This is a genomic window from Rhodococcus sp. OK519 (genome assembly GCF_003051005.1).
GTDB lineage: Bacteria > Actinomycetota > Actinomycetes > Mycobacteriales > Mycobacteriaceae > Prescottella.
The window spans coordinates 262,326-276,258 of the sequence record NZ_QAOW01000008.1 but is presented as its reverse complement, the minus strand read 5'-3'; the positions used below and the strand labels follow the sequence as shown (position 1 = coordinate 276,258).

The following is a 13,933-nucleotide window of genomic DNA, read 5'->3' as shown; positions in this document are numbered from 1 at the left end:
AGTTCGGCGAGCTTGTCGAGGGCGGCGTTGGCGCCGGCGACGTAGGCGGCGTGGTGCTTGTCGTGGTGGAGTTCCATGATCTTGCCGGAGATGTGCGGCTCGAGGGCGGCGTAGTCGTAGGGCAGATCGGGCAGCGTGTAAACGGTCATGACGTTGATCTTGCAACCTCGAGTGCGCTCGAGGTCCAGTGGCCTGTGTGGGATGTCACGCCGGTGCGCTCGGATCGGGTCGCCTAGTCTCGGTGCGTGTCCGGAACCCCCCACGCCCACGAGCCGCACGTCCCGTTGCCGGTCGAGATCCCCGTCACCGAGTCCATCGCCGACGACGCGCTGGACCTGAAGACACAGATCGTGCGCTTCGTGCTCACGGGCGGACTGTCGGCGGTCGTCGACTTCGGCCTGTACCTGCTTCTGCTCGCGGTGGGTCTGCCGATGCCCGTCGCGAAGTCGATCGGTTTCATCGCCGGCACCACGACGGCCTACCTGATCAACCGACGCTGGACGTTCAAGGCCGAGCCGAGCCGGGCCCGATTCATCGCGGTGGTTGCGCTGTACGCGGTCACGTTCGCGGTCCAGGTGGGCCTCAATCAAGTCATGGCCCACGTGTTCCCGGACGAGTGGTGGCGGATTCCGCTGGCCTTCGTGATCGCGCAGGGCACTGCGACGATCATCAACTTCGTGGTCCAGCGCGCGGTCATCTTCAGGATCCGCTAGCCGGCTGGACACCTGTCTGGAGACTCTTCCGATAGTGAGTGGAACCGGTTACATTTTCTGACAACCGACCAACCCGGAGGAGTCAGATCGTGCGCTACGGCATCAGCCTGTTCACCAGTGACCGAGGCATCACTCCCGCGGCGGCCGCCCAGGCCGTCGAGAAGTGTGGGTTCGACGCGTTCTACGTGCCCGAACACACGCACATCCCGGTCAATCGGGAGTCGAACCATCCCGGCACCGGCACCGACGCGCTGCCCGACGACCGGTACATGCGCACCCTGGATCCCTGGGTCGCGCTCGGTACCGCCGCCTCGGTGACATCGCGGATCCGGCTCGGCACGTCCGTCGCGCTACCGCTCGAGCACGACCCCATCACCCTCGCCAAGACCATCGCCTCGCTCGACCACCTGTCCGGCGGACGCGTCACGTTCGGTGTCGGATTCGGCTGGAACGCCGAGGAACTCGCCGACCACGGCGTCGACCCGAAGAAGCGTCGCACCGCGCTGCGCGAGTACCTCGAGGCGATGCAGGCGCTGTGGACGCAGGAGGAGGCGTCCTACGACGGACAGTTCGTGAAGTTCGGTTCGAGTTGGGCGTGGCCCAAGCCGATTCAGCAGCCGCGTCCGCCGGTCCTCGTGGGTGCGGGCGCGTCGGAGAAGACGTTCGCGTGGATCGCGCGCTCGGCCGACGGCTGGATCACCACCCCGATCGAGCAGGACATCGAGGACAACGTCACGCTGCTGCGCAAGATCTGGGCCGACGCCGGCCGGACCGGGCAGCCCGAGATCATCGTCCTGGCCGGCAAGCCCGACGCCGACAAGCTCGCCCGCTGGCAGGACTTGGGCGTCAGCGAGGCGCTGTTCGGTATGCCCGACGCGGACGAGGAGCAGGTCGTCGCCTACTTGCAGCGCCTGGCGAGCAAGCTCGGCATCGGCGGGTAGTCAGCGCGGCGGGCCCTCTGTCAGCACCATCGAGCCCATTCGTTGCGCTCCGGCCGCGTCGACCCACCGAACGTCGACGCGGTCGCCCGGGTGCCGCGCGATCATTCGGAGCGTGAGGTCGGCCGCTGTGCGGATCGCGGCGCCGTCGAACTCGACGATCACGTCGCCGCGCAGCAAGCCCAGACCCTCGGCGGGGGAGCGGACGCTCACCAGGACGACCTGCGCGCCGGACGGTGTCCCGGCCTGTGCGTCGATGTGGTCGCGCACGCTCACTCCGAGCTGCGGGGTGGGGCCGATGTGTACCGAATCGGACGTACGGCCTGCCAGGATCTGATCGACGACCCCCATCGCGGAGTCGATGGGGATCGCGTACGACTGCGGTGCGGGCGCCGACGGCGTGTCCCGCTCCACTGCGTTGCCGGCACTGCTGACCCCGATCACCTCGCCGAACGCGTTGACCAGCGGGCCACCCGAATCGCCGGGCCGGACATCGGCGTTCACCTCGATGAGCCCGGCGAGTTCGTTGCGGGACCCGTCGGCGGAGTTGCGGGTGAGCACCGTGACTCCCAGCTTGGTGACCGCGCCCGGCGCCGACTGCGGGACGCCGCCACCCTCCGCGTTCCCGATCGCGGTCACCGGATCGCCGACGCGCGCCGTCTGCGACGACCCGAGCACGGCGGGCGGCAGGGCGGCCGCCCCCGGCAGGCGCAGCACCGCCAGATCGCGTGAGTTGTCGTAGCCGAGCACCTCCGCCGGGTACGGGGTGCCGTCGCGCATGCTCTTCGCCGAAATCTCCAGCCCGCCGTCGATCACGTGATGATTCGTCAACACAACGGCCGCCGAATCCGTGGGTCGCAGAACGATTCCGGTGCCCGCCGTCGCTCCGAAGGCGGAGCGTGTGGTGATGGTGACGATCGTCGGGATGACGCGCTCCGCGATCTGCTGCGGCGCCAAGGGGACGGCCGGCGGCGGGGGCGGCGGCGGAGCGACGACGGGCGCCGTCACCTGCACCGGGGCGGAGGCGTCGGTTGTGCCGTGTTCGAGCGGAATGGCCAGGAGTGCGAGGCCCGCCGCCGCGAGCACTGCGATTGCAGCGCTGGCGCGGCGCACCCCGGACGCACTCATAGGCTCAGTCGTGGCCCTCCCGGTACACCGGCAGCACGCCGGAATCGCGGGCCTGCAACAGTGTCGGCGCGGCCAGATCCTTGTCGGACAGCGTCCATTGCAGTGGGCTGCCGTCGCGCCCGACGACGGGCCAGTCGATGCCGATGCCCGGATCGAGCGGGCTCACCTCGTGCTCGCCTTCCGGGTTGTACCCCGTCGAGCACAGGTAGATCGCCGTCGAGTCGTCCTCGAGCGAGAGAAACGCGTGACCCAGGCCCTCGGAGATGAACACCGCGCGACGGTCGGCGTCGTCGAGCAGCACCGAGTCCCACTGCCCGAATGTCGGGGAGCCCACGCGCAGGTCGACGACGACGTCGAGGATCGCGCCCTTCGCGCACGTGACGTACTTGGCCTGGCCGGGCGGGACGTCGGCGAAATGGACGCCGCGCAACACGCCAGCCGCGGACACTGAGCAGTTGGCCTGCGCCAGATCGAGTTTGCGGCCGATCATGTCGGAAAAGCCGGGCTCCTTGAACCATTCGAGGAACACCCCGCGGTGATCGCCGAACTGTCGGGGCGTGATCTCCCACGCCCCCGGAACCTTCAACTCTCGATAATCCATGGTCACCATTCTCGGCCGCGGTCGAGCAGCCCCAACAAGTACGTCCCGTAACCGGACTTGACCAGCGGCTCGGCGCGCTCGCGCAATTCGTCGTCGGAGATGAAGCCGCGGCGCCACGCGACCTCCTCCGGCACGCCGATCTTGAGGCCCTGCCGCTGCTCGATGGTGCGGACGTAGTTCGACGCGTCGAGCAGCGAGTCGAACGTCCCGGTGTCGAGCCAGGCGGTCCCCCGCGGCAGCACCTCCACCTGCAGTCGTCCGGCCTCGAGATACGTGCGGTTGACGTCGGTGATCTCGTACTCGCCGCGCGCCGACGGCTTCAGATCATGTGCGATCGAGACGACGTCGTTGTCGTAGAAGTACAGCCCCGGCACCGCGTAGTTGGACCGCGGCGCCGACGGCTTCTCCTCGAGCGAGATCGCGGCGCCGGAGTCGTCGAACTCGATGACGCCGTATGCGCCCGGATCGGAGACCCAGTACCCGAACACCGCGCCGCCCTTGACGTCGTGGAAACGGGTGAGCGTCGTACCCAGGCCCGGGCCGTAGAAGATGTTGTCGCCCAACACCAGTGCCACCGAGTCCGAGCGGATGTGGTCGGCGCCCAGCACGAACGCCTGCGCCAGACCGTTCGGCTCGTGCTGCACCTGATAGCTCAGCGAGATGCCGAACCGGGAGCCGTCGCCCAGTAGATGCTGGAACTGGCTCGCGTCCTGCGGGGTGGTGATGATCAGGATGTCGCGGATCCCGGCGAGCATGAGCGTCGACAGCGGGTAGTAGATCATCGGCTTGTCGTAGACGGGCACCAGCTGCTTGCTCACGCCCAGCGTGATCGGGTGCAGCCGGCTGCCCGTGCCACCAGCCAGAATGATTCCGCGCATGTAGAGCAGTGTTTCACGGGGAGCCGCGCGAGCGCGGTGGAGTGCGAAAGAGCTAGCTCCTACGCATCTGAATCGCCGCGATCGTCGCGGTTGCGCACAGCGCGATGGACGACAGCAGGAGCAACCACAGTCCCCACCCGATGTCGGGGCCGATCATCTTCCCGAAGAACTCCTCGTCCTCGGTGGACAGGTTGGCCATGTCGTAGATGGCAACCAGCAGGCAAATCGCACCGACGGCGGTGCCGGCCCACGGCAGGCCGAACCGCGGCGGCGCGGTCCGGGTCAGCAGTGCACCGAGCGCTGCCGCGGCGAGGACGCCGAGGATCAGAGTGATCACGCCGTCGCCCTCGGTGCCACCGACGCTGAGCCCCAGGAACGTCACCCACGGTCCGATGCTGCCGATGATGACGCCGACACTCGCTGCGAGAGCGCCGATCAGCATCGGTCGGTGCTTCGGGGCGGTGACGGGTGCGGGGGCATGCGGAGGTGGGCCCGTCGGATGGCCCGCCGGCCAGGATCCCTGAAGTGGGGGTTGTGCCGGGTTCTGGCCGGGCATCGACGGGTAGCCCTCAGGGCCAGGGTTGGACATGGAGCCTCCGTGGTCGGACTCGAGCAGATCGAAGTGGCCACGATAACCGCAAACCGGGCAACTGGTTCGTATTTCTATGCTTCCGTGTTCAATCGTCTGCCCGTCTCCTCGTCCCATGCAGAGTCGTTCATGTCCCGTTAGCGTCGAAACGACCGATGAACAAGACCTGCCGACTGCAGCTCCCCGGCTGAAGGGACCCTACGAATGCAGGAATCGACGTACGGTCCCGGGCGCCCGACGGTGGACGACTCCACCGCACCGGGCGGCGACGTGGACCGTCGGACGCTGCGCAAAGCCATCACCGGCTCGGCGATGGGCAACGCGACGGAATGGTTCGACTACGGCGTCTACGCCACCACCGCCACCTACCTGACTCAGAATTTCTTCCCCGGACATCTCGGCTCGCTCGGCACGATGCTGGGCTTCGCGATCTCGTTCGTCCTCCGGCCGTTGGGCGGGATGATCTGGGGTCCGCTCGGCGACCGGCTCGGCCGCAAGGCCGTCCTGGCGACCACGATCCTGCTGATGTCGGGTGCGACGGCGCTGATCGCGGCGATCCCGTCGTACGCGTCGATCGGGATCATGGCACCGATCCTGCTGATCGCGCTGCGGGTGGTGCAGGGCTTCTCCACCGGCGGCGAGTACGGCGGCGCGGCCACCTTCATGGCCGAGTCCGCGCCCGACGACAAGCGCGGCCGGTACGGCAGCTTCCTCGAGTTCGGCACCCTCGGCGGATTCGCCGCCGGTACCGCCGTCGTGATGCTGTGCGAGCTGATGATCTCGGACGACGACATGGCGGCGTGGGGCTGGCGGATCCCGTTCCTCATCGCGCTGCCGCTGGGCCTGGTCGGCTGGTATCTGCGGAGCAAGCTCGACGAATCGCCGGTGTTCAACGAGGTGGCCGCGCAGGGCGACAGCCAGGATTCGATCCTGGGCGGGCTCGCCGACCTGCTGAAGAACTACTGGCGGCCGATCCTCGTCCTGACCGGCATGGTCGTCGCGCTGAACGTGGTCAACTACACGCTGCTGACCTACCAACCGACCTATCTGGAGTCGACGCTCGGCCTGAGCACGCAGTCGACCACGATCATCGTCCTGGTCGGCGAACTGGTCATGATGGCGTGCATTCCATTCTTCGGCCGCTGGTCGGACACGCTCGGGCGCAAGCCGATGTGGTGGGCATCGCTGATCGGACTGCTGGTCGCGGCCGTGCCGATGTACTGGCTGATGGCGCGGGGATTCGTGTGGGCGCTGATCGCGTTCGCGGTGCTGGGACTGCTGTACCTGCCGCAGTTGGCCACCATCTCCGCGACGTTCCCGGCCATGTTCCCCACGCAGGTCCGCTACGCCGGATTCGCGATCGGCTACAACGTCTCGACGGCACTGTTCGGCGGCACGGCCCCGCTCGTCAACGACGCCGTCATCCACGCCACCGGCTGGAACCTGTTCCCCGCGATCTACATGATGGGTGCCTGCGTCATCGGTCTCGTCTCGGTCGCCTTCCTCCGCGAGACGGCCGGCGTCTCCCTCCGCGGCACCTCCATCCCCGGCGAGGCGGAGGAGGAAGCGAAGCCGGAACCGGCGTCGGCGTGAGCGGGAACGGTCCCTCGGTAGTCTCCCCGGTATGAGGCTGCTCGTCACCGGTGGCGCCGGGTTCATCGGCTCCAACTTCGTCCACCAGACCGTCACCGAACGCCCCGACGTCCGGGTCACGGTCCTGGACGCGCTGACGTACGCCGGCAACAAGTCCTCACTGGACGCCGTCGCCGACCGGATCGACTTCGTGCACGGCGACATCGCCGACGCCGACATCGTGAACCGCCTGGTGGCCGACTCCGACGCCGTCGTCCACTTCGCGGCCGAGTCGCACAACGACAACTCGCTCGCCGACCCGTGGCCGTTCGTGCGCACCAACGTCGTGGGCACGTTCACGCTGCTGCAGGCCGTCCGCGACCACGACGTCCGCTATCACCACATCTCCACCGACGAGGTGTACGGCGATCTCGAACTGAGCGATCCGGCCAGGTTCACCGAGTCCACCGCCTACAACCCGTCGAGCCCGTACTCGTCGACCAAGGCGTCGAGCGACATGCTGGTGCGGGCGTGGACACGGTCGTTCGGGATCCGGGCGACGCTGTCGAACTGCTCCAACAACTACGGCCCCTTCCAGCACGTGGAGAAGTTCATTCCGCGGCAGATCACCAACCTGCTCGACGGCGTCCGCCCCAAGCTGTACGGGCAGGGCCGCAACGTGCGCGACTGGATCCACGTCGACGACCACAACCGCGCGGTGTGGGACGTCCTCGAGCGCGGCACGCTCGGCGAGACGTACCTGATCGGCGCGGACGGCGAGGTCGACAACCGCACCGTGATCGCCATGCTGCTCGAGATCTTCGGTCGCGACGCCGACGATTTCGACTTCGTCGCCGACCGCCCCGGTCACGACCTTCGCTATGCGATCGACTCGACGCGGCTGCGCACCGAACTGGGCTGGGAGCCCCACTACCGAAACTTCCGCAGCGGCCTCGAGGCGACAGTGCAGTGGTATCGGGATCACCCGGAGTGGTGGCGCCCGGCCAAGGCCGCGACCGAGGCGGGATACGCGCGCACCGGGCAGTAGCCCCAGCCTGCGCGAACGCCCCGATCCGGCCACGCCGAGGGCATCGTCGCGGTAGCGTGACCAGCACTCGAGTCGGGATCTGACACTCGGTCGTAGAACCGGAGGGGGCGCTCGTATGGGGGCCGGATCGCTGGACAATTCACGTCGTCGTCGCACCGTGTGCCGGACGCTGGTCGTCGCGTCGGCACTCGCCGCACTGACCACCGGGTTCGCGGGCACCGCCGCCGCCGACCCGGTCGCGGGCGCACCGCCGTGCTCGCCGTTTCGGGTGGAGGGGCTGTTGGCCGGTGCCACCGCGTCGGTCGCTCCGAATCTCGAGCTGCCGGTCCCGTGCCAGGACGCGGTCGGCGTCGGTTACGTCGGACCCGCCGAGATTCAGGCCGGGGCCATCGGTTCGGCCGTGGCGGCCGGGCTGGGCAGTCTCGGACTGCTCGCCGCGAGCAGCATCGACTGGAACAACATCGGCCCCGACAACACCGGATCTTTCAATCTGGGATGGGCCAACACCGGCTCGAACAATGTCGGATCCGCGAACACCGGGTCCGGGAATGTCGGGTCGGCCAATACCGGGTCCGGGAATGTCGGGTCGGCCAACACCGGGTCCGGGAATCTCGGGTCGGTGAACACCGGGTCGTTCACCTACGGCTCGATGAAGACCGGCATCGGTTCGCTGGCCGCAGGATCGCTCGGCATCGGCACGCTCAGCTGAGACGGGTGTGCCCGACCCGAAACTGATGCCCCTTAAGCTGGGGGGTGCCCGGCGTACCTGCGGGGACACCCTCGCGGGGTGCGTGGGTCGATCGAGGAGATTGTCGAAATGCTGTTGTCCGTCGTCGTTCCGTGTCACAACGAGGAGGACGTTCTCGAGGAACTCGTTCGGCAGGTCGTCGAGACCCTGGCGGACTCCGACGTGGACATCGAACTCGTCCTCGTGGACGACGGCAGCCGCGACGACACCGTCCGGCTGATGCGCGAGATCCACGCGCGCGACCCTCGCTGCCGGTACATCAGCTTCAGCCGCAACTTCGGCAAGGAAGCCGCGATGCTCGCCGGACTCCGCTACGCCAGCGGCGACGCCGTCGTGATCATGGACGCCGACCTGCAGCACCCGCCGCACCTGCTGATCGACATGCTCCGCCTGCACGCCGACGGCTACGACCAGGTGATCGCCCGCCGCACCCGCGAGGGCGACGCGTTCGGGCGCACCATGATCTCGCGGCTGTACTACCGCCTCGTCAACGCGCTGGTCGACGTGAACATGGAGGACGGCGCCGGCGACTTCCGGCTGCTGAGCCGCCGTGCGGTGGACGCGCTTCTCCAGATGCGTGAGTACAACCGGTTCTCCAAGGGCATGTTCTCGTGGATCGGCTTCCCCACTGCGACCGTCGACTACGACAACGTCGCCCGGCAGGGCGGTGGCGAGACCAAGTGGAGTTTCCGGCGGCTCCTCAATTACGGCATCGACGGCATCATGTCGTTCAACAACGCCCCGCTGCGCCTCGCGGTGTACCTCGGTGCGGCGGTGACGGCGGCATCCTTCGTCTACGTGATCGTCATGGTCGTCCTCGCCCTGGCGCACGGGGTGTCGGCGCCGGGATATGTCACGCTGATCGCCGCGATCTGCGGCATGGGCGGGCTGCAGTTGATATTCCTCGGTGTGATCGGCGAGTACGTGGGGCGCATCTACTACGAGACCAAGCGCAGGCCCCACTTCCTGGTGGCCGAGACCGAGCCCGGCGGCCGCGAGGTGGAGAAGCGGTGATGCGCCACATCATCCGTTTCGGCGTCGTCGGCGTCGTCAACACCGGCGTGTACTACGCGCTGTACCTGGCGTTCAACACGGTGATGCCGTACCTGGCCGCGCACCTGCTCGCGATCGCGATCTCGATGGTGGGGTCGTTCTTCCTGAACTGCTACTGGACGTTCAAGACCCGGCCGACCTGGCGCAAGTTCGCGCTGTTCCCGCTCACCAACGCCACCAACTACATCGTGACGACGGTCGGGATGATCCTGCTGGTCACGTTCCTCGGAGTCGACGACCGTATCGCTCCGCTCATCGCGGCCGTCGCGGCGATTCCGGTGACCTTCCTGCTGTCGCGTCGAATCCTCACGCATCAGCCGCCGTCGACGGTGGTCGTCGAGACGGCCACCGAGAGCAGCTGAGGCAAGCCGGACAATTCCGGACTCGAGTCGCTGCTGGCCTATGCTCGCCCGGGTGTCAACGAGGGGTACGAACCAGTGACGGCAGCGACGACGACGCAGAGGAGCACGGTGACGAGCGGGCGGGCGACGAGCCTCCGGCGGCTGAACGATCGGCTGCCCGACTGGTCGGTCGCGATCGGCGTCGGGCTCGTGACGGCCGTCATCGCCTCCATCGCACAGTGGCGGGGAACGCTCTTCTTCTACGTCGGCGACCAGCACGAGCAGTTCGCACCGATGTGGCACATGTTCGGTGACAGCCTGCGCGACCGGCAGTGGCCTCCGATGGACCCGGCCGGCTGGATGGGTGGCAACTACGCCGCCGAGGGGTTGGACGGGATCTGGAACCCGCTCAACTGGGCGAACTTCCTGTTGGTGTCCCGGTTCGACAACCTGTCGCTCGCGTCGTACGCGGTGATGGTCGAGATCCTCGCGATCCTCGCCGCCGGCGTGTACCTCCTGGCCCGCGAGTACGGCGCGCGCCGCTTCGCGGCGATCGTCGTGGCCGTGGCACTGCCTGTCTCCGGGTTCACGCTCTGGTACGAGGCGTCGGGGTGGCCCGCCGGGTTGATGGCGTTCACGTGGGTCACCCACTTCTGGTGGGCGTCGCGCCGCTTCTCGCGGGGCGCGACCAACCCGCTCGTGCCGTTCCTGTTCGGCTTCCTCGCCTTGACCACCGGCAACCCGTACGCGACGCTCGGCGTCCTCGTCGTGCTCGCCGCTGTCGGAATCGAACTGTTGGTGGCGCGGGGCTACGGACGCCTGCTGCACCTGGTGGTGATGGGTGCGTGTGTCGGCGCGATCGCGCTGCTGGTGTTCCTGCCGCTTCTCGGTAGCAGCGAGGTCACCACCCGCGACCAGTTGGCGGCCATCGCGAACGACACGTTCCTCGTGCCGGACATCGGAGACCTCGTCGCCGGCAGTTCGCCCACCTACCTCCCGTCGATGTCGACGTGGGCCGACGGCCGGCTCGAGGCGATCCCCACGACCTACCTGGCGTGGTTCGTGCTGCCGCTGCTGCCGTGGATCCGGTGGCGTTCGCTGCGCGCGCGGACGGTCGGATCGATCAGCGTGTTCATCGTCGGCGGCGTCTACCTGTTCGCGACGCTGGCGCCGTCGAACCTGTGGCTGTTCCGGTGGCCGGTACGCCTGGTCGAGTACCTGTATCTCGCCGGCGGGGTGCTGTTCGCGCTCGCGCTGTCGGCGGGACTGGCCGCCGACCACGTGCGGCGCCGGGCGATCGCGACCTCGGCAATCGTCGCGGCGGGCGCCTACCTCGCGTGGGCCGTCCGTCCCGATCAGACGCCGGCGCATCTGCTCGGACTGCTGCTGACGGCGGCACTCGTCGCGGCACTGCTGATCGGGTACCGGCGAGCAGGGTCCGCTGCGCTGACGGCGGTGGCCGTGATCGGTACCGCTGCCGTCCTGTTCCTGCAGACCAGCCTCTTCCCGGCCGCGGCACCCAAGCCGGTGGGCACGCCGCCGGGCCCGGCAACTGCGGCACCCGCCTACGACCTGTCCCGGATCGAGACCGGCACCGCCGACTACCGCGGGACCGTGCTGCAGCTTGCGGCGCTCGACCGGACCGGACCGGAGGACGCCCGCAACGGCGAGATCCTGTTCGGCAACCTGCCCCGCGCCGCCGGTGTGGAGTCGATCGCCAGCTACACCGGCATGGGCTTCGCCGAATTCGCCGACGAACTGTGCATGGACTACCGCGGCGCCACCTGCAAGGACGCGTACGAGCGGCTGTGGCAGCCGGCCGACGCACAGACCCCGGCGCCGCTGATCGACGTCATGGGCGTCTCGACGCTGGTGCTCCAGCGTGCGCTGCTGCCCGACGCCGCGGCCGGTGATCCGCCCCCGGGCTGGCACGTCGCGTACGACACCCCGGTGCGGGTGGTGTGGGTCCGTGACGAGGTGCTGCCGGAGGCGGGCCGGATGACGTGGGCGTCGCCGGGCATCGTCGCGACCACCGAATCGTCGGCCCCCGGCCGGGAAGAGATCCGCTTCACCGCGGACGAGGCGGGACGGATGGTGTTCGCGCGACTGGCGTGGCCCGGCTACACCGCAACCGTCGACGGCAGTCCCGTGGAGTTGTCCGACGGCCCCGCGGGGCTCCTGGCCGTCGATGTGCCCGCGGGCGATCACACGCTGGTGGTCGAGTACGCGACACCGGGCCTGAAAGCGGGTGCCGTGGCCGCGGCGGCGGCGCTCGTCATCGTGCTTCTGCAGACCGCCGTGTGGTTCGGGCAGCGCCGGTCCCGATTCGCACGCCGTGGGACGCCCGTCTCGAGTTGATATCCTGCGACTACGGAAGGGCAGTGTCCCGACCGGAAATGTCGTGGGAAATGCGTGAGGAGCACTATGAGCGAGTCGGCGTCGGTGGCACCTGTGGACGGGAGCACGACGGCGGTACGTCACGCTCTCCAGGAGCACACGGCGTCGGACCGCCTGCTGGTTCAGCGTGGTCTGTTCACCGGCCCCACCGCCCGCGTCAAGGACGAGATGTACGCGCGCATCGTGTCGGGTTCCGCGCATCGGGAGCGGTTCGAGGTGCGCCTGGACAAGGGTGCGATCGTCGACACCGACGCCTACTTCGGTCGATTCGCTGCCAGCTACTACCAGCGCTGGACCACCGTGCACGAGGTGCAGGTCGGCTTCGCCCACGACGCCGGCGGCCGGTCCCTCGTGCTGCTGCGCGGCTCGGACTCGGGCGGCAACGTGCGCACCCTCGCGACCACGGAGGTCGACGGGGCGGGCACCGCATCGTTGTCGGCGAAGCTCGACACCTACCTCGACGGTGGGTGGCTGTGGCTGGAGTTCAGGGCAATCGACGGCCCGCTGGTCGTGCGTGAACTCGAGTGGACGGTTCCCGCCCCCTCGGTCATCCGCCCCGCGGCCATCGCGATCTGCACCTTCAACCGTGCCGACGACTGCGCCGACACGGTCGCGGCCATCGCCGGGGACGAGCGCATGGTGGCCGGAATCGATGCGGTCTACGTCGTGGACCAGGGCACCGACCACGTCTCCGACCGTGAGTTGTTCACCGAGGTCGCGGCGAAGCTCGGCGACAAGCTGGTGTATCTGCGTCAGCCCAATCTCGGTGGTGCAGGCGGTTTCACGCGTGGAATGTACGAGGTGTCGGCGATCAACGAGCACGCCAACGTGCTCTTGATGGACGACGACATCCTGTGTGAACCGGAGACGGTGCTGCGGATGAACGCCTTCGCGAACGTGACGATCGAGCCCATGCTCGTCGGCGCGCAGATGCTGTACCTGATGAACCCGCAGAATCTGCACGTCAGTGCCGAGGAAGCGGACCTGTCGAAGCTGCGTGCCGGCCGCTGGGCCGCGAACTCGCTGCACGACGCGAACCTGATCAAGAAGCGCCAGGACAAGCGCGTCGACGCCGGCTACAACGCGTGGTGGTCGTGCCTGATTCCGGCCGAGGTCGTCTCGCGGATCGGCCTGCCCATCCCGATGTTCTTCCAGTGGGACGACATCGAGTACGGAATTCGTTCTCGGGCAGCCGGATTCATCACCGTCACGCTTCCGAATGCCGGCGTGTGGCACGCGGACTTCCACTGGAAGGACCGCGACGACTGGGCCAAGTACTTCAGCGTGCGCAATTCGCTCATCGTGGCGGCGCTGCACAGCGATTTCGACACCAAGGCGCTGAGCGTGACCATGGGTCGCGAACTCAGCCAGTACATCGTGTCGATGCAGTACGGACTGGCGTACACCATGTTGCGCGGCATCGAGGACTTCCTCACCGGCCCGAGTGTGCTCGAGGACGGCGGCCAGGCAGTACTCGGCGCCATCCGCAAGGAACGTGGCAAGTTCCCCGAGACCGTCAAGTACCCCACCGACGCGATTCCCGGGATTCGGTCGTCGGATCTGGTGACCCGGATCGCCGGGCCCGAACCCGACAGTGACCGTATGGATCTGGTGTTGGCCAAGCGTGCCGCGATGCAGTGGCTCGGTCGCACGCAGCACGGCATCGCGAGCATCCCGGCGGCGGATTCGCACTGGTGGCACGTGTCGCTGTTCGACCACGCCGTCGTGACCGACGCGTCGCAGTCGGGCGTGCGGATCCGGCGCCGCGACAAGGATGTCGCGAAGGAGATCGGCGCCCGGATGACGAAGGTGCTCAAGCAGTTCCGTGAGGAAGGCGCCGACACGCAGCGTCTCTTCCGGGAGGCGATGCCGCAGTTGACCAGTCGCGAGAACTGGGCTCGGCTCTACGGAAAGTAGACCACCACAA

13 protein-coding genes and 1 pseudogene are annotated in these 13,933 nt (G+C 68.0%); 9 read left to right on the top strand and 5 right to left on the bottom strand.

All coding sequences use genetic code 11. From position 1 onward, the window contains the following. Positions 1 to 149 (bottom strand): annotated as a pseudogene (locus tag C8K36_RS20145) (superoxide dismutase); the annotation flags it as partial. Positions 150 to 245: 96 nt separating this feature from the next. On the opposite strand from C8K36_RS20145, the gene C8K36_RS20140 reads away from it, so the two are divergent. Beyond that, on the top strand, positions 246 to 713 hold the full coding sequence (locus tag C8K36_RS20140; protein ID WP_107986285.1) for a GtrA family protein: 468 nt from the start codon (positions 246 to 248) through the stop codon (positions 711 to 713). Between the two features lie 89 nt (positions 714 to 802). Beyond that, entirely contained in the window at positions 803 to 1,654 is an 852-nt protein-coding gene (locus C8K36_RS20135) for an LLM class F420-dependent oxidoreductase (RefSeq protein ID WP_107986284.1), read from the top strand. Here the strand turns inward: C8K36_RS20135 and C8K36_RS20130 are convergent, their stop codons facing one another. The 4 genes from C8K36_RS20130 to C8K36_RS20115 are packed head-to-tail and all read right to left on the bottom strand — an operon-like array spanning position 1,655 to position 4,847. Further along, positions 1,655 to 2,779 (bottom strand): S1C family serine protease, encoded by a 1,125-nt coding sequence (locus tag C8K36_RS20130; protein ID WP_107986283.1) that lies wholly within the window; start codon positions 2,777 to 2,779, stop codon positions 1,655 to 1,657. Positions 2,780 to 2,783: 4 nt separating this feature from the next. Then, positions 2,784 to 3,380: a dTDP-4-dehydrorhamnose 3,5-epimerase family protein gene (locus C8K36_RS20125; RefSeq protein ID WP_107986282.1), complete on the bottom strand. Its 597-nt coding sequence runs from the start codon at positions 3,378 to 3,380 to the stop codon at positions 2,784 to 2,786. 2 nt (positions 3,381 to 3,382) lie between these two features. After that, positions 3,383 to 4,258, bottom strand: coding sequence for a glucose-1-phosphate thymidylyltransferase RfbA (rfbA, locus tag C8K36_RS20120; protein WP_107986281.1), 876 nt, complete (start codon positions 4,256 to 4,258; stop codon positions 3,383 to 3,385). A gap of 52 nt (positions 4,259 to 4,310) precedes the next feature. After that, positions 4,311 to 4,847: a hypothetical protein gene (locus tag C8K36_RS20115; protein WP_146176512.1), complete on the bottom strand. Its 537-nt coding sequence runs from the start codon at positions 4,845 to 4,847 to the stop codon at positions 4,311 to 4,313. Positions 4,848 to 5,051: 204 nt separating this feature from the next. On the opposite strand from C8K36_RS20115, the gene C8K36_RS20110 reads away from it, so the two are divergent. The 7 genes from C8K36_RS20110 (at position 5,052) to C8K36_RS20080 (ending at position 13,923) form a co-directional block, all read left to right on the top strand. Continuing rightward, entirely contained in the window at positions 5,052 to 6,440 is a 1,389-nt protein-coding gene (locus C8K36_RS20110) for an MFS transporter (RefSeq protein ID WP_107986279.1), read from the top strand. Between the two features lie 31 nt (positions 6,441 to 6,471). Then, a complete protein-coding gene (gene rfbB, locus C8K36_RS20105) occupies positions 6,472 to 7,467 on the top strand; it encodes a dTDP-glucose 4,6-dehydratase (RefSeq protein WP_107986278.1) in 996 nt (331 codons plus the stop codon). Between the two features lie 115 nt (positions 7,468 to 7,582). Further along, positions 7,583 to 8,176 carry a pentapeptide repeat-containing protein gene (locus C8K36_RS20100; protein ID WP_107986277.1) on the top strand — a complete coding sequence of 198 codons (594 nt, stop codon included), beginning with the start codon at positions 7,583 to 7,585 and terminating at the stop codon, positions 8,174 to 8,176. A gap of 108 nt (positions 8,177 to 8,284) precedes the next feature. Further along, entirely contained in the window at positions 8,285 to 9,229 is a 945-nt protein-coding gene (locus C8K36_RS20095) for a glycosyltransferase family 2 protein (protein ID WP_107986276.1), read from the top strand. Beyond that, entirely contained in the window at positions 9,229 to 9,630 is a 402-nt protein-coding gene (locus C8K36_RS20090; protein WP_258195508.1) for a GtrA family protein, read from the top strand. Before C8K36_RS20095 ends, C8K36_RS20090 begins: the two co-directional genes overlap by 1 nt. A 108-nt stretch (positions 9,631 to 9,738) precedes the next feature. Then, positions 9,739 to 11,967: a hypothetical protein gene (locus C8K36_RS20085; protein WP_107986314.1), complete on the top strand. Its 2,229-nt coding sequence runs from the start codon at positions 9,739 to 9,741 to the stop codon at positions 11,965 to 11,967. 66 nt (positions 11,968 to 12,033) lie between these two features. Then, positions 12,034 to 13,923 carry a glycosyltransferase gene (locus C8K36_RS20080; RefSeq protein ID WP_107986274.1) on the top strand — a complete coding sequence of 630 codons (1,890 nt, stop codon included), beginning with the start codon at positions 12,034 to 12,036 and terminating at the stop codon, positions 13,921 to 13,923. The last annotated feature ends 10 nt before the right edge of the window (positions 13,924 to 13,933 follow it).